Raw genomic sequence first — 15,533 nt, 5'->3', positions numbered from 1 at the left:
GTTGAATGCTGATCGCTAGTTCTGGTACAGCAGCATGCCTTCCTGCTTCTCCTCGCCCACCGGGCGGTAGAACAGGCGGTCGGTGCCCTCGAGGTAGACCTCGATGAACGCCGGGCGGGTGGTGATGCTGCCCTGGATGAGCGCTTCCGAGAGCGGGTCCTCGATGTAGCGCTGGATGGCTCTGCGCAGCGGGCGCGCGCCGTAGCTGCGGTCCGTCAGCGTCTTGTCCAGGATCCACTTGCGCGCCTCTTCCGTGACCGTGATGGTGATGTGCCGCTGCGCCAGGTTCTGGTTCAGCTGGCCGACCATCAGCTCCACGATCTGGATGAGGTCCTTCTCCGTCAGCGCCTGGAACAGGATCACTTCGTCCAGACGGTTGAGGAACTCGGGGTTGAAGGTGCGCTTGACCTCGTTCTTCACCATCTCCTCGACCTTTTCGGACACCATGTCTTCCTTGTCCGACTGGAAGCCGAGGCCGGTGCGCTTTTGCAGGTGGCGCGCGCCGATGTTCGAGGTCATCACGATGATGGCGTTCTTGAAGTCCACCGTGTTGCCGAGACCATCGGTGAGCTGCCCGTCTTCGAAGACCTGCAGCAGGATGTTGAACACGTCGGGGTGCGCCTTCTCGATCTCGTCGAGCAGGACGACCGAGTAGGGCGCGCGCTTCACGCGCTCGGTGAGCTGGCCGCCCTCTTCGTAGCCCACGTAGCCCGGAGGCGAGCCGATGAGCTTCGACACCGAATGCTTCTCCATGAACTCCGACATGTCGAAGCGGATGAGCGACTTCTCCGAGCCGAACATGAACTGCGCGAGCGTGCGCGCGACTTCCGTCTTGCCGACGCCGGTCGGACCGAGGAACAGGAACGAGCCCACCGGGCGGTTCGGGTTCTTCAGGCCGGCGCGCGAGCGGCGGATGGCGCGGGCCAGGGCCGAGATGGCCTTGTCCTGCGAGATGACGCGCTTGTGCAGCTCTTCCTCGATGCGCAGCAGCTTCTGCGACTCTTCTTCCTTGATCGAGGTGATGGGCACGCCCGTCCAGCGCGAGACCACGTCCTCGATGTCCTCGCGGCCGACCACGCCGGTGGACGACTCGTCGAGGTGATACTTCTCGCGCAGGGCGCGCAGGTTCTCGCGCTCCTTGCGCTCTTCGTCCGAGTAGAAGCGCGCCTTCTCGAACTCGTGGTTCGCGATGGCGTTCTCCATGCGGTGGACGATGAACTTGATGCGCTTCTGCACGTCGGTGATCTCGTCGGGCAGCGAGGTCTGGCGCAGCTTCACGCGCGCGCCCGCCTCGTCGATCAGGTCGATCGCCTTGTCGGGCAGGTAGCGGTCCGGGATGTAGCGGTTCGAGTGGAACACGCTGTACTGCACCGCGTCTTCCGTGTAGGTGACCGCGTGGAACTTCTCGTAGCGATCCTTGATCCCCTGCAGGATCTTGACCGCGGTCGGCTCGTCCGGGGGCGGCACCTTCACCGACTGGAAGCGGCGCTCGAGCGACCGGTCCTTCTCGATGGACTTGCGGTACTCGCCCGGCGTGGTCGCGCCGATGCACTGGATCTCGCCGCGCGAGAGCGCGGGCTTCAGGATGTTGGCGGCGTCGAGCGAGCCTTCCGCCGAGCCCGCTCCGACCAGCGTGTGCAGCTCGTCGATGAAGATGATGGCGTTCTGATTGTCCATCAGCTCTTTCATGATGGTCTTCAGACGCTCTTCGAACTGGCCGCGGTACTTGGTGCCGGCGACGATGAGCGAAAGATCGAGCGCCAGGATGCGCTTGTCCGCCAGGAACGACGGAACGTCGCCGTCGGCGATGCGCTGTGCCAGGCCTTCGACGATGGCCGTCTTGCCCACGCCCGGCTCGCCGATCAGCACCGGGTTGTTCTTCGTCCGGCGGCACAGGATCTGGACCACGCGCTCCAGTTCGGAGTCGCGCCCGACCAGCGGGTCGAGCTGGTTGTCCATGGCGGCCTGCGTGAGGTCGCGCGAGAACTCGGAGAGCAGGGAAGACTCGCGGTTGCGCTGCTGCTGCGGGGCTTTCTCCTGCGTGGTGCGCGCCAGCTCCTCGCGGATGGCCGAGAGGCGCAGGCCGCGCTCGTGCAGGATCTCCGCGGCGTAGCATTTTTCTTCGCGCAGCAGCCCGAGCAGCAGGTGCTCGGTGCCGATGTGCTTGTGCGACAGCCGCTCCGCTTCTTCCGCGGCGTACGCCAGCACGCGCTTGCATTCGTTGGAGAGTGGAAGATCGACCGAGGTCGAGACCTTCTCGCGGATCGTGGTGTGACCCTCGATCTGCTTGCGGATCGATTCCACGGAGGCGTGCGACCGCAGGAACCGGTTCGTCAGGGCCTTGTCTTCGCGCAGCAGGCCCAACAGCAGGTGTTCGGTCTCGATGTAGGGGGAGCCGAATTGGCTGGCTTCGTAGCGCGCGAAGAAGATCACGCGCCGCGCTTTTTCCGTGTACCGCTCGAACATGTTCCCTCTCCGGAGGACTTGCGCGGGAGCCGCACCATGCGGCGGACGCCAAGCCTCCTTCTCCGTGCCCTCGGAGTCACCGCTGAGCCCGAGAGCAACACCTTCTGCTGGGGACAAGGCCATTATGCGACTCGCCCTGCGCCTTCACCAGCAAAAACCAACTGCGGGAACACCTCGTTCGGTCCCGCACAACCAAACCCAAGACCTGTCCCTCCGGCGTTTCCTCTACGCCGGCAAACTTTCCGGCCGCAACTCCTCCACGCGCCCGCCCGCCAGGCGCAACACGCGGTCGCAGCGCCGGGCGAAATCCATGTTGTGGGTGACGATGAGGGAGGTGAGCTGATGCTCGCGATGCAGCCGCGCGATCAGCTCGAATACGGCTTCGGCGGTCTTCGCGTCCAGGTCGCCGGTCGGCTCGTCGGCCATCAGCAGCTGCGGCCTGGTGATGAGCGCGCGCGCCAGCGCGACGCGCTGCTGCTCGCCCCCGCTCAACTCGCCCGAACGATGGTGCGCGCGCTCTTCCAGCCCGACTTCGCGCAACCACCCGAGCGCCTCGCGTTCGGCCTCCGACTTGTCGCGGCCCCGCATCAACAGCGGCATCGCGACGTTCTCCACCGCGGTGAATTCCGGCAGCAGGTAGTGGAACTGCCAGACGAACCCTATTCGATTGTTTCGGAATTCCGCCGCGGCATCGTCGGAAAGCGATCGCAGCTGCATTGCGGCGCAGTATACGTCGCCTGCGGACGGGGTATCAAGAGCTCCCATGATGTGCAGCAAGGTACTCTTGCCCGCGCCGCTTTCCCCCACGATCGCCAGCATCTCTCCCTTCCGTACCCGGAAGGACAGGTTTTCAAAGAGCACCAGGTCTGACCTGCCGCTGCGGAAGACCTTCTTGAGGTTCTCGACCCGCAGCATCTCGGCCTGTTCTGTTAGATGCACCGGCTGCCCTTTCGTCGCGAGAGATTCGCCGCTTCCAACGCGGCTTTCCGCGCGCTCCCTATTAGAACACCGCCGCCCCGCGCAGGTTCCGAAGCCGAGAGTACCCCGCCGCGGCGGGTCAGGCAACCAAACCCAATATGGATCTCCGGAGTTGCCTGCCTCAAGAACGCTCCCAGGCGCGCGCTTTGCGCCGCGCCTGCGTCTCTGGTCTACTGAATAGTTTGGGCTCGCGGCGGCAAGGCCGCTGAGCGACCCGCAGAAGGGAACGGAATGAAGTCAGGGATCATCGGTCTTCCCCAGGTCGGCAAGTCGGCGCTCTTCCAGATCCTGACGAAGGCGCATGTCGCGGAGCACGCCAACCCGCGCGAGGCGCACCTCGGCGTGGCGAAAGTGCCCGACGAGCGGCTGGACAAGCTCTCGGCGCTGTTCAATCCCAAGAAGACGGTGCACGCCAGCGTGGAATACGTGGACGTCGCCGCGGTCGGCCAGGAGGCGCTGAAAGAGGCCGCCTACGCCAGCACGCTGCGCAATGTGGATTCGCTGGTCCATGTGGTGCGCGCCTTCGACAATCCCGCGGTCGCGCACGTCGGCGAGCTCGACCCGCTGCGCGACATCAAGAACGTGGACTTCGACCTCATGGTCTCCGACCTCGGACAGATCGAGAAGCGCCTCGAGCGTCTGGAAAAAGACCTGAAGAAGATGCGCTCGCCCGAGTTGCAGGCGGAGAACGACGTGCTGCAGCGCGCGAAGAAGTGGCTGGAGAGCGAGAAGCCGCTGCGCGAGATGGAGCTCTCGGCGCCCGAGGAGAAGGCGATCCGCGGTTTCATGTTCCTCAGCCAGAAGCCCATCCTCTACGTGCTGAACATCAGCGAGAGCACCGACCTGGGCAAGGATTTGGAGGCCGCGGTCGCAAAGTTCAACCTGAAGGAGGTGGCCTCGCGGCCGAACGCAGGCGCGACCGCCATCTGCGGCAAGGTAGAGGCAGAGCTGGCCGAGATGTCCGACGCCGACGCCGCCGACTTCCTCTCGAGTTACAGCCTGACCGAGAGCGGCTTGGCGCGGCTGATCCGCAAGACCTACGAGCTGCTCGGCCTCATCTCGTTCTTCACCGTCGGCGAAGACGAGTGCCGCGCCTGGACGGTGAAGCGCGGCTCGCGCGCCGTGGAAGCCGCCGGCGCCATTCACTCGGATCTGGAGAAGCATTTCATCCGCGCCGAGACCATCCACTGGGACCAGTTGCTCGAGGCCGGGTCGGAAGCCAATGCGCGCGGCAAGGGCACGCTGCGCCTGGAAGGCAAGGATTACATTGTGAAAGACGGCGACGTCATGCATATTCGCCACAGCGGATAACCATGTCGCCGATCATCCTTGCCATGCTGCTGGGCGTGACCGCGGCCACCGCCAACGTGGTGGGCGGCACCATCATCGTCCAGAAGCACTGGGAGCGCCGCTACCTCAAGTACTTCATCGCGCTCGGCTCCGGCTTCATGCTCGCCACCGCGCTCATCGAGATGGTTCCGGAAAGCCTGAAACCGGAACTGAATCGCAACGGCTGGGCGCCGGTGCTCATCCTCGCCGGCTACCTGCTGGTGCACTTCTTCGAGCACACCGTCACCGGGCACTTCCACTTCGGCGAAGAGACGCATGAACACGAGCTTGCGGCGCCGCACCGTAGCATCTCGGTGCTGCTGGGGCTCCTCATCCACGCGTTCTTCGACGGCATCGCCATCGCCTCCGGCTTCCTGGTCTCGAACTGGCTCGGCTGGATCGTCTTCCTCGCCGTCTTCCTGCACAAGATGCCGGAGGGCTTCACCGTCACCTCGGTGATGCTGGCGAGCGGCCGCAGCCGCTTCAAGTCGTGGGGCGCCTCGGTGATGCTGGGAGCCGCGACCCTGGCGGGCGTGGCGGTCATGGCCGTCTTCCGCCACTCGGTAGACGCCGGCCTGCCGCTCTCGGCGGGAGTGACCATCTACGTCGCCGCCACCGACCTGCTGCCCGAGGTCAACCGCGAGCCCGGGTGGCGCATCGCCGTCACCGTCTTCCTCGGCGTCGCGCTCATGTTCGTGCTGGACCGCTTCTTCCACGTGAGATAGAAAAGCCCGGCTGCGCCGGGCTTTCCGCGCACTGCGGACTAGGGACTACTCCACCTGGTGCTTCGCGTTGTATCCGTCGCGCGCGATGATCTGGTACTTCACTTCCTTGCCTTTTTCGTTGACGACCTTCAGCCTGCCGCCGCTCGAGGGGTCCACCAGCTCCACCTTGATCTTGCGGTAGCTGCCATCCTGGGCCGTGTTGGTCGGGTGGTAGGTGAGCGAGTACTGGTTGCGGATGGTCGCGCCGATGGCGCGGAAGACCTCGGGGAACTCCGCCGGGAAGCGCGGCTTGAAGGCGACGCCGCCGGTCTGCTTGGCGAACGATGCCATCTGGTTGTCGGCCTGGAGGTAGGTGAGGTTCGTGATGGGCGACATCCCGCGGTTCTCCGCCAGCGTGCGGACGAACCCGCCCGTGCTGATGGTGTAGATGGTCACGTCGGGCGTGGCCTTGACCTTCTTGTAGGCGTCGTCGAGCGTGTGCTTGCTGAAGGTGTCGACGCCGCTGGCGACCAGGATGATGTACTTGTGTCCCTCGATGCGCTCCAGCCGGTCGAGCGTGTCGTAGAGCGCGTCGAACAGGTTGGTCTCGCTGAACCCCGGGATGCGCATCGTCCCGAGCGCGCCATAGACCTGCCGCTTGTCCTGCGTGAAATCGGTGAGGATCTTCGTCCGCATGTCGTACGACACCACCGCCACCCAGTCCTGCGGCTTCAGCATCTGGGTGAAGCTGTAGGACGCGTTCAGCATGTCGTCGATGAAGTAGTAGCTGGTGTGGGCGAACTCCACCAGCAGCACCGCGGTGATGGGCGCCTCGCTCTGGTTGAAGCTGGTGACCTTCTGCGGCACGCCGTCTTCCAGGATGCGGAAGTTCTCCGGCCGCAGGCCCGGGACGAAGCCGCCGTCCTTGGTCGTCACCAGCACGTCCACGTTGACCGATGGGACGTCCACCCGCAGGGAGTAGTCGGGCAGGCCTGCGGGCTGCTTGAACTTCTCTTTCTTCTCGACCTTCGGCGCCTCTTCCTTCTTCTTCGGCACGGCAATGGTGCCGACGTCGCCCTCGGGGCCGCCGGCGGACGGCGCGCCCTCCTGCGGGTTTGACGGCGGGTTCTGCTGGGAAGAGGAGTTCTGCGAGCTCGAGCTTTGCGCCCGCCCAAGCGGGGCCAGCAGGGCCAGCGCCAGGGCCGCAAGTATTAGTACTTTTAGTCGTCGGATTAAGGCTGTTTTCGGGAACATGGCTGCCAATGGTCCAGAGATTCTGGTGCTAGTATAGATGCCGGATCACCCCTTTACGATCACGCGAAACGAGCGGCCTTGGCCGCCGTTTTTCAGCTTCGCCGAGGGGCTCCGCCCAAGCGGTATGAAAAAGTCAGTCTGTTCGCGCCTTCCTGTCCTGCTCCTTGTCGTCCTCTGCGCAGCCGGATCAGCCCAAACCCCGAAAGCCGTAGCCGCGACTTCCGCCCCTGCTGTCCAGGGACCCGCGGTCATGCCCGTCAGCGAGATCAAGGCCGGGATGCGGGGCGTCGCCTACACCGTGTTCGAAGGCGTGAAGCCCGAGCCGATGGAGGTCGAGGTCCTCGGCGTGCTGAAGAACAACTTCAACGGTCCGAAGAGCGACGTCATCCTCGTCCGCCTGCACGGCAAGAAAGTGGAGTACACCGGCGTGGTCGCCGGCATGAGCGGCAGCCCGGTCTACTTCAACGGGAAGCTCGCCGGCGCCATCGCGTTCCGGCTGGGCGAGTTCTCGCGCGAGCCCATTGCCGGCGTCACGCCCATCGAGGAGATGCTGGCCATCAACGAGCTCGACCGCACCGTCCCGGCCGAGCCGGTCTCCGGCGGCAAGCCGAAAGCGGTCACGACCCGGACGTCCATGACCGTGCCCGAAGCCGCCGAGCCCGCCGCCTACGCGCAATATCTGAAGCCCATCGGCGCGCCCCTGGTCTTCTCCGGATTCAGTGAAGACGCGGTGCGCCGCTTCTCTCCGCAGTTCGCCTCCGCCGGCATGGTGCCGGTCATGGGCGCGGGCTCCGTCTCCGACGAGAAGCAGCCCGAGCCGCTGGAACCCGGTTCCGCCGTGAGCGCGCTGCTGGTGCGCGGCGACATGAACATCGCCGCCACCTGCACCGTCACCTACATGGATCCCGAGCGCCTGCTGGCGTGCGGCCACCCGCTGCTCCAGTTCGGCATGGTCGACATGCCGATGACCAAGGCCACCGTGCTCGCCACGCTGCCCTCGCCCGCCAACGCTTTCAAGATCGTCAACGCCACCGAGCAGGTCGGCTCCTTCGTGCAGGACCGCCACACCGGCATCATGGGTCGCATGGGCAAGGAGCCCCGCATGATCCCGGTGACGCTCACCGTGCACGGCGGCTCGACCCCGCGCAGCTACCGGTACGAGGTCTTGTCGAACTCCAAGATCACGCCGCTGCTCATGATGGCGACCGTCTTCAACTCGCTGCAGAGCATGACCGACGCGGGCGACGACATCACCTTCCGCATGACCGGCAAGATCACCGTCGCTGGGTACCCGGACGTCAACCTGAAGAACATGTACGCGCCGCTCGACGCGGGCGCGCCCACCAGCTTCGCGGTGGCCATCTCGCTCGGCGACCGCTTCGGACGCATCTTCGAGAACCCCTACGTCCGACCTCAGATCGAGGGCGTCACCATGGACCTCGACCTCATCCGCGAGCGCAAGTTCGCGAAGCTGGAAAGCGCGCGCGTCAACGTGACGGAAGCGCGGCCCGGCGACCAGATCGTGGTCGAAGCCGTGCTGCGGCCGTATCGCGGCGAGCGCATCGTCCGCCAGATCCCGGTAAAGGTGCCGACGTCCACCCCGAAGGGCACGCTGCGCATCCTGGTGTCCGACGCCGACACGCTCGACCGCGCGCGCCGCATGTCCATGAACTGGGGCACGCGCTTCGATCTCGGCACCACCATCGCCGCGCTCAACAAGGAGCACCTCAACGACCATCTCTACGTTTCGTTGCTCGAGCCCAACCCGCAGGCGATGATCGAGGACAAAGTCATGCCCACGCTGCCGCTCTCCGTCATCAACGTGATGGACGGCATGCGCGGCACGCGCGACATGCTCGTCACCGGCGAGAGCGCCGTGGACGAGGCTTCCACTCCGCTCTCGTACGTCGTGAGCGGCGCGCAGATCATCACCGTCTCCATCAAGTGACGGCGTTTTGCGGGCGTGAGGTCGCCGCGGCGACCGGGAGCCCGCAGCCGTCATCCTGAGCGAAGCGAAGGATCTCTACCCGCTCTCCTACGTCGTGAGCGGCGCGCAGATCATCACCGTCTCCATCAAGGGACGGCATCTTGCGGGCGTGAGGTCGCCGGCGCGACCGAGAGCCCGCAGCCGTCATCCTGAGCGAAGCGAAGGATCTCTGCCCGCGTGCGGTAGTGCGCCTTTTCGCCGTCTGCTTCGAGTCGTACACTAAAGGTTCATGCTTATGAGAAAGTTCGCACTCGTGCTCCTTCTTCTTTCTTCCTTCGCCCTCGCGCAGGGCACCCGCGCCTGGGAGCAGTCCTCCTTCGACGAGCTTGAGAAAGGCACGGCCAAGGGCATCGCCATCCGCTCCGGCGGCGGCCTGGAGCTGGCGCCCGCCTTCAAGCTGCTCTACACCTCGCCCTCGACCTACATCTGGGCCATCGCGAGCGACGCGAAGGGCAACGCCTACCTCGCGACCGGCTCGCCCGCGCGCGTCTATAAGGTCACGCCCGAGGGACAGGCGACCGTCGTCTTCGCGCCCAAGGAATTGCAGGTGCAGGCGCTGGTCGTCGACAAGAACGGCGTGCTCTACGCCGGCACCTCTCCCGACGGCAAGGTCTACCGCATCGAGCCCGGCGCAGCGGCCGCCAAGCCAAAGCCGGCGGAGAAGACCGGCGAAGCGCAAGCCACCGCTTCCTCGGAGATCGCGCTCGACCCGGCCTACAGCTCCAGCGTCTATTTCGAGCCCAAGACCAAGTACATCTGGGACCTCGCGCTCGCGGGCGACGGCACGCTCTATGTCGCCACCGGTGACCGCGGGGAGATCTTCCGCGTCACGCCGAAAGGGGAAGGCACGCTCTTCTTCAAGAGCGACGAGGCCCACATCCGCGTGCTCGCGCTCGACGGGAAAGGGAACCTCGTCGCCGGCTCCGACGGCAGTGGGCTCGTCTATCGCATTTCGCCGGCCGGCGAAGCCTTCGTGCTCTACAGCGCGCCGAAGAAGGAGATCACCGCGCTCGCACTCGACAAGGACGGCAACATCTACGCCGCCGGCACCGGCGAGAAGCGCTCCGGCGGAGCGGTCGCTCCCACGACGCCCGCGGCGACGGCCGGGGGCTTCACCTTCAGCACCACCTCGACCGCGAATCCGCAGCAGCCGCAGCAGCCCGGCCCCCCGGGGCAGCCCACGCTGCAGCCCGGCGCCGTTCCGCTGCCCATGCCTATCTTCGGTGCCGTCACCGGCTCCGAGATCTACCAGATCGCCCCCGACGGCTCGCCCAAGCGCCTTTGGTCCTCGCGCGACGACCTGGTCTACGCGCTCGCTTTCGACCCGCGCGGCCGCCTGCTCGCCGGCACCGGCAACAAGGGACGCATCTACGCCATCGAGCGCAACGGTGACTTCACCGACCTGCTCGGGGCCAGCGCCAGCCAGGTCTCCGGCTTCGCGCGCGCGCCCGGCGGCGGCCTCTACGCCTCCACCAGCAACCTGGGAAAGGTTTTCGCGCTGGGCTCCGCGCTCGAGAGCGAAGGCTCCTACGAGAGCGACGTCTTCGACGCCCGCATCTTCTCGCGCTGGGGACGCGCCGAATATCGCGGCCGCGGCAATGTGGAGCTGTTCGCGCGCTCCGGCAACGTCGACAATCCCGACCGCAACTGGAGTCCGTGGAAGAAGGTGGACCTGGCGAAGGACGCCGCGCTCGACGTCCCGCCGGCGCGCTTCGTGCAGTGGAAGGCCGTGCTGCGGCCCGGCTCCGAGCCGCCGCGCATCGACAGCGTCGCGCTGAATTACCGCTCCAAGAACGTGGCGCCCGCGCTCGACGACCTCGCCGTGCAACCGGGCGCGCGCTTCCAGGCCGGAACGCGGCCCTCGGCTTCGGGCGGCGACGACAGCGGGCCCATCCAGGTGGGAGGCCCGACGGTTTCGCAGCCCGCCCCGGCGCGCGCGGATTTCGCGCCGCCGGCCTTCCGCGATCCCGACTACGTCGCCATCCGCTGGGCCGCACACGACGACAATGATGACGACCTCGTCTACTCCATCTACTACCGCGGTGATGGCGAGACCAACTGGAAGCTGCTCAAGGACGGCGTGACCGACAAGTTCTTCTCCGTCGAGAGCGCGCTGTTCCCCGACGGCGGCTACACCGTGAAGGTCGTCGCGTCGGACGCGCCCTCGCACTCGCCCGACGACGCGCTCACCGACGAGCGGGAGTCCGGCCGCTTCGAGATCGACACCACGCCGCCGGTCATCAGCGATCTCGCGGGCGCCAGCGAAGCCGGCGCGCTGCACCTCCTCTTCCGCGCCTCCGACGCCTTCTCGCCCATCCGCCGCGCCGAGTACTCGGTCGACGCCGGCGACTGGAACTTCGTCGAGCCTGTGGGCCAGATCTCCGACTCGAGGACGGAGAACTACGACTTCAGCGTGCCCATCCCCGCCGCCGCGCCCGACAAGAAGCAGCGCGGCGATTCCTCGGAGCACGTTGTCGTGGTCCGCGTCTATGACCGCTACGGCAATATGGCTACGGCGAAGACGGTCGTCCGCGGAAAATAGCGCGCCGGCGAGTCGCCGGCGCCTACCCCACAAAATTCTCCGGTAGGGACCGGCGACCCCGCCGGTCCCGCGCCACCTCCCTTTAGAATGTGCGCGTGCTGCGCGCCATCCTGCTCACCGTCGCCTGGGTCATCCCGATGGCCTACGCCGTCATCCCGGCGTACTGGTTCATGGTGCATCCGTTCGCAGCGCGCTGGCGGCGCGTCCGCCGGCCGTTCCTTTACATCGTGCCGATGTGGCTGCTCACCTACCTGCTCCTCGGCTTCCTCACCTTCCCGTACAGCCGCACGCAGCTCTACGACAACTGGCCGGCGCGCATCGCCGGCGCGCTGCTCGTCCTGGGCGCGATGGCCACCTACCGCGCCGTCCGCCGCGACAAGCGATTCACCGGCGGCCAGCTGGTGGGCCGCTCGGAGATCGAGCAAGCCCAGGAGCAGCGCCTCGTGACCGAGGGGATGCATGCCCGCATGCGGCATCCCATTTATCTTGCCGCGCTCCTGATGGTGACCGGCTGGACGGTGGGCAGCGGCCTGCTCGCCGACTACCTCCTGCTGGCGTGGGCGCTGCTCGCGTTCCCGGTGATGATCGCGCTCGAGGAGCGCGAGCTCGTCGCCCGCTTTGGCGACGCCTACCGTGACTACCAGAAGCGTGTTCCTGCGATAATCCCTAGGGTCGGTTAGCCGACCACGCATGCGCTTCGAACTATTCGTCGCATCCCGCTATCTGCGCGCCAAGCGCCGCCAGGCCGTCATTGGCGTCATCACCGGGATCTCGGTCGCGGGAGTCGCAGCGGGTGTGGCGTCGCTCATCATCGCGCTCGCCATCAACAACGGATTCCGCCAGGACCTGCAGAACCGCCTGCTCGGCGCTTCCAGCCACGTCAACCTGATGCGCATCGAGTCCGACGGCATTCGCGACTGGCCGGCGCTGCTCGAGCGCCTGGAAAAGCAGCCGGGCGTGAAGGCGGCGGCGCCCGCCATCTACGAGCAGGTGCTGGTCTCGCGCGGTGCGCGCGCCACCGGCGCGGTCATCAAGGGCGTGCTCCCGCAGTACGAGAAGCGCGTCAGCGAGCTGCTCAACACCGTGAAGCTCGGCTCGGCGGAGAAGCTGGAGCCTGGGCCCCCTCCGGCCACTCCCGGCCCGGGTGAGACTGCCTCGCCCGACCTGCCGCCCATCGTGCTCGGGCACGAGATGGCCAACGACCTGGGCGCGACCGTTGGCTCGGTCGTGCTCGTCACCTCGCCCCAGGGCGAGCTCACGCCCTTCGGCATCGTGCCGAAATACGTGCGCTTCAAGGTCGTCGGCGTCTTCCACTCCGGCTTCTACGACTACGACAAGTCGTGGGCGTTCATCCGGCTGCGCGACGCGCAGCAGCTCTTCGGCCTGGGCGACGTCGCCAGCGTCCTCGAGTTCAAGGTCGACGATATCTACCGCGCGAATGAGATCGGCCACCAGCTCGAGCAGGCCGCCGGGCGCGGCTTCATGTCGTCGAGCTGGATGGAGCAGAACAAGCAGATCTTCGAGGCGCTGCAGATGGAGCGCCGCGTGATGTTCCTCGCCATCGGCCTCATCGTCTTCGTCGCCGCGCTCAACATCCTCATCTCGCTCACCATGATGGTGATGGAGAAGACGCGCGACATCGCCGTGCTCATGTCCATGGGCGCGAAGAAGTCGCAGATCCGCCGCATCTTCATCGGCCAGGGCGTTCTCATCGGGACCATCGGCACGTTCTTCGGGCTCATCCTCGGCTATCTCGGGACGTGGGCGCTCAGCCACTACCAGTTCTTCAAGCTGAACCCGGAGGTCTATTCGATCGCCTACGTGCCGGCCTCGGCACGGCCCATCGACGGCGTGCTGGTGGCGGTGACCGCGCTGCTCATCTCGCTGGTCGCGACCATCTACCCGTCGTGGTCGGCCTCGCGCATCCTGCCCGCCGAAGCGCTGCGCTACGAGTAGGTAAGAGTTGTCATTCCGACCGAAGCGCGAGCTCTAGCGAGCGCGAGCGGAGGAAGCGCTATGAAACTGCGATACGACACGGCGGGGATTATAGGGCTTCCTCCGCTCGCGCTCACCCGCGAGCGGGCTCGCGCTCGGTCGGAATGACAAGACTGGGAAAGGTTAACGACTAGATTGGCGAGACAAGGTCCACAGCACCACCAGCCCCAGCAGCAGCACCGCCTGCTCCAATCCGGTCGAGATGCGGTGCAGCCGGTTGAACTCGACGCGCCGCGGGTCGCTGGGCGCGACCGCATCGATCTCCACCATGTTGGCGCGCAGCGCTTGCATCCGGCGCGCGACGCCGAACTGCGAGACGAGCGTGAGCGCCAGCATCGCGACCACCAGGCCGTCGCGCCACGCGATCGTCCGCGTCGCCAGCAGCGAGCACGCCAGGAACACCACCGCCGCGACGATGCCGATCCAGTGCAGCCCGCCGAGCGTGCGCGTCACCACCGCGCCGGCCAGCTCGCGCTTCGGCAGAATGGAGAACAGCGCCGGCGCCATCACCGCGCCGAAGAACACGATGCCCCCCAGCCAGACGGCCAGCGACAGTATCATCAGGAACCGCAGGAGATTCGGCACGCCGTGATTATGGCACGGCAGTCGTTGTAAGATTCTTCCCCGCCATTTCGTCATCTCGAGCAGGAGGATGCCATGAGACTCTCCCTGGCAGTTGCGGTCACGCTGTTACTCGCCATTGCCGCGTTCGGGCAGGACATGGGCTCGATGCCCATGGCCGTCAGCCCGGCCAAGATGAAGTTCGATAACGTCCCCAACGTTCCCACGTGCGCCAAGGCAGCGGTCCTGCACGGCGACCCGGGGAAGGGCGCCTTCGTGCTGATGATCAAGGCCACGGCCGGCTGCAATATCCCGCGGCACTGGCACACGCCGGCCGAGCAGCTCAGCTTCCACAGTGGCAGCGCGAGCATCACCATGCCGGGAGAAAAGCCGCAGACCCTGGCGCCCGGCGCGTTCATTCACCTGCCATCGAAGAATCAGCACAGCTTCGTGTGCAAGACGGCGTGCGCGTTCTTCCTGGCGGGGGACGGGCCGTTCGACATCCACTACGTGGATGACGCCGGCCAGGAGATCTCCGCCGAGCAGGCTCTCAAGCCCATGATGAAGAGGAGAGGGAAGAAGCAGTAGCTAGACCGGCACGGGCACGCCGGCCACGATCTCGCGCACGATCTGGTCGGCCTGCTCGCTCTTCTTGAGCGTGGTGGAATAGCGCGCGTTCGGCACCACGCGATGCGAGAACACCGCCGCCGCCAGGTGTTTGAAGTCGTCGGGCGTGGCGAAGTTGCGGCCCTCGACGAACGCCAGCGCCTGCGCCGCGCGGTACAGCATGAGCGACCCGCGCGGCGAGACGCCCAGCGACAGGTACTCCGAGTTGCGCGTGCGCTTCACGATCTCGAGCGTGTAGTCCACCAGCGAGTCGTCCACCCGCACGCGCGTCACTTCCTGCTGCATCGCGGTGACCTCGGCGGCGGTCAGCACCGGCCGCATCGCTTCGAGCTGCGCCGCGCCCGCTTCCGCGCGCAGGATCTCGCGCTCGCTCCCCGCCTCGGGATATCCCATGTGCGCGCGGATGAGGAAGCGGTCCATCTGCGACTCCGGCAGCGGATACGTCCCGTGGTGCTCCACCGGGTTCTGCGTGGCGATCACCAGGAACGGCTGCGGCAGCGGATAGGAGTGCGCGTCCACCGTGACCTGGCCTTCGTTCATCGCCTCCAGCAGCGCCGACTGCGTCTTGGGCGTGGTGCGGTTGATCTCGTCGGCCAGCACCACGTTGGCGAACACCGGGCCCGGCTTGAACTCGAACTTCTGCTCCATCGCCGAGTAGATGGAGATGCCCACCACGTCGCTCGGCAGCATGTCGGAGGTGAACTGGATGCGCTGGAACGAGCAATCGACGGCGCGCGCCAGCGACTGCGCCAGCGTCGTCTTGCCCACGCCCGGCACGCCCTCGATCAGCAGGTGCCCGCGGGCGAGCGCGCACACCACCGCCAGCCGGACGACCTCGTCCTTGCCGCGGATCACGCGCTTGAGCGCGCCTTCGAGCGCGACCGCGCCCTTCGACAGCGTCTCGCTCCCGATTGCCGCCTGTGGGTTCATGGATGGCTGGAGTATATCGTTTCTCGTTCCTCGTTTCTCGTTTCTCGCCTGCCGTTCGACCGGCAAAACGAGGAACGAGGAACGAGAAACGAGAAACCTGTTCCTTACGCCGCCGGCCCCGTGAGCGACGCCCGCCCGATGAGCCGCGCCACCCGCTTCG

At 66.2% G+C, this 15,533-nt stretch carries 12 protein-coding genes; 7 read left to right on the top strand and 5 right to left on the bottom strand.

The window, feature by feature from the left end; translation table 11 throughout:
• Window positions 1–15 precede the first annotated feature (15 nt).
• A complete protein-coding gene (locus VLA96_11835) occupies window positions 16–2,466 on the bottom strand; it encodes an ATP-dependent Clp protease ATP-binding subunit (protein HSE49891.1) in 2,451 nt (816 codons plus the stop codon).
• Between the two features lie 225 nt (window positions 2,467–2,691).
• Window positions 2,692–3,381 (bottom strand): ABC transporter ATP-binding protein, encoded by a 690-nt coding sequence (locus VLA96_11830; GenBank protein ID HSE49890.1) that lies wholly within the window; start codon window positions 3,379–3,381, stop codon window positions 2,692–2,694.
• A 294-nt stretch (window positions 3,382–3,675) separates the two neighbouring features.
• Here VLA96_11830 and ychF point away from each other — a divergent pair, with 294 nt between their 5' ends.
• Both ychF and VLA96_11820 read left to right on the top strand, forming a co-directional pair.
• Window positions 3,676–4,755, top strand: coding sequence for a redox-regulated ATPase YchF (gene ychF / locus VLA96_11825; GenBank protein ID HSE49889.1), 1,080 nt, complete (start codon window positions 3,676–3,678; stop codon window positions 4,753–4,755).
• 2 nt (window positions 4,756–4,757) lie between these two features.
• Entirely contained in the window at window positions 4,758–5,498 is a 741-nt protein-coding gene (locus VLA96_11820; GenBank protein HSE49888.1) for a ZIP family metal transporter, read from the top strand.
• Between the two features lie 45 nt (window positions 5,499–5,543).
• On the opposite strand, the gene VLA96_11815 is transcribed toward VLA96_11820, so the two are convergent.
• The gene (locus tag VLA96_11815; protein ID HSE49887.1) at window positions 5,544–6,731 is read right to left on the bottom strand and encodes a VWA domain-containing protein; all 1,188 of its coding nucleotides are present in this window, start codon (window positions 6,729–6,731) and stop codon (window positions 5,544–5,546) included.
• Between the two features lie 250 nt (window positions 6,732–6,981).
• Between VLA96_11815 and VLA96_11810 the strand changes: the two genes are divergently transcribed.
• The 4 genes from VLA96_11810 to VLA96_11795 all read left to right on the top strand — a co-directional run bounded on the left by VLA96_11810 (window position 6,982) and on the right by VLA96_11795 (window position 13,216).
• Window positions 6,982–8,679, top strand: a complete 1,698-nt coding sequence (locus VLA96_11810; protein HSE49886.1) for a SpoIVB peptidase S55 domain-containing protein — start codon at window positions 6,982–6,984, stop codon at window positions 8,677–8,679.
• 274 nt (window positions 8,680–8,953) lie between these two features.
• The gene (locus tag VLA96_11805; GenBank protein ID HSE49885.1) at window positions 8,954–11,260 is read left to right on the top strand and encodes a hypothetical protein; all 2,307 of its coding nucleotides are present in this window, start codon (window positions 8,954–8,956) and stop codon (window positions 11,258–11,260) included.
• Between the two features lie 95 nt (window positions 11,261–11,355).
• Window positions 11,356–11,940: an isoprenylcysteine carboxylmethyltransferase family protein gene (locus VLA96_11800; GenBank protein ID HSE49884.1), complete on the top strand. Its 585-nt coding sequence runs from the start codon at window positions 11,356–11,358 to the stop codon at window positions 11,938–11,940.
• A 10-nt stretch (window positions 11,941–11,950) separates the two neighbouring features.
• Window positions 11,951–13,216, top strand: a complete 1,266-nt coding sequence (locus VLA96_11795) for a lipoprotein-releasing ABC transporter permease subunit (GenBank protein ID HSE49883.1) — start codon at window positions 11,951–11,953, stop codon at window positions 13,214–13,216.
• A 162-nt stretch (window positions 13,217–13,378) separates the two neighbouring features.
• Here VLA96_11795 and VLA96_11790 read toward each other — a convergent pair whose 3' ends face one another.
• Window positions 13,379–13,840, bottom strand: a complete 462-nt coding sequence (locus VLA96_11790) for a DUF4149 domain-containing protein (GenBank protein HSE49882.1) — start codon at window positions 13,838–13,840, stop codon at window positions 13,379–13,381.
• 72 nt (window positions 13,841–13,912) lie between these two features.
• On the opposite strand from VLA96_11790, the gene VLA96_11785 reads away from it, so the two are divergent.
• The gene (locus VLA96_11785; protein ID HSE49881.1) at window positions 13,913–14,404 is read left to right on the top strand and encodes a hypothetical protein; all 492 of its coding nucleotides are present in this window, start codon (window positions 13,913–13,915) and stop codon (window positions 14,402–14,404) included.
• On the opposite strand, the gene VLA96_11780 is transcribed toward VLA96_11785, so the two are convergent.
• On the bottom strand, window positions 14,405–15,373 hold the full coding sequence (locus tag VLA96_11780) for a MoxR family ATPase (protein HSE49880.1): 969 nt from the start codon (window positions 15,371–15,373) through the stop codon (window positions 14,405–14,407).
• Window positions 15,374–15,533: the final 160 nt, after the last annotated feature.

The sequence above is a fragment of the Terriglobales bacterium genome (assembly GCA_035457425.1).
Classification (GTDB): Bacteria; Acidobacteriota; Terriglobia; order Terriglobales; family Acidobacteriaceae; genus JACPNR01.
The sequence above is the reverse complement of the archived record's forward strand: the minus strand, read 5'-3'. Positions and strand labels throughout refer to the sequence as shown.

Bases quoted from the DNA above. Each gene is read 5' to 3' on its own strand.
- VLA96_11795 (HSE49883.1), top strand. From the start codon at position 11,951: ATGCGCTTCGAACTATTCGTCGCATCCCGCTATCTGCGCGCCAAGCGC.
- VLA96_11820 (HSE49888.1), top strand. From the start codon at position 4,758: ATGTCGCCGATCATCCTTGCCATGCTGCTGGGCGTGACCGCGGCCACC.
- VLA96_11780 (HSE49880.1), bottom strand. From the start codon at position 15,373: ATGAACCCACAGGCGGCAATCGGGAGCGAGACGCTGTCGAAGGGCGCG.
- ychF (HSE49889.1), top strand. From the start codon at position 3,676: ATGAAGTCAGGGATCATCGGTCTTCCCCAGGTCGGCAAGTCGGCGCTC.
- VLA96_11830 (HSE49890.1), bottom strand. From the start codon at position 3,381: ATGCTGCGGGTCGAGAACCTCAAGAAGGTCTTCCGCAGCGGCAGGTCA.
- VLA96_11815 (HSE49887.1), bottom strand. From the start codon at position 6,731: ATGTTCCCGAAAACAGCCTTAATCCGACGACTAAAAGTACTAATACTT.
- VLA96_11810 (HSE49886.1), top strand. From the start codon at position 6,982: ATGCCCGTCAGCGAGATCAAGGCCGGGATGCGGGGCGTCGCCTACACC.
- VLA96_11835 (HSE49891.1), bottom strand. From the start codon at position 2,466: ATGTTCGAGCGGTACACGGAAAAAGCGCGGCGCGTGATCTTCTTCGCG.
- VLA96_11805 (HSE49885.1), top strand. From the start codon at position 8,954: ATGAGAAAGTTCGCACTCGTGCTCCTTCTTCTTTCTTCCTTCGCCCTC.
- VLA96_11785 (HSE49881.1), top strand. From the start codon at position 13,913: ATGAGACTCTCCCTGGCAGTTGCGGTCACGCTGTTACTCGCCATTGCC.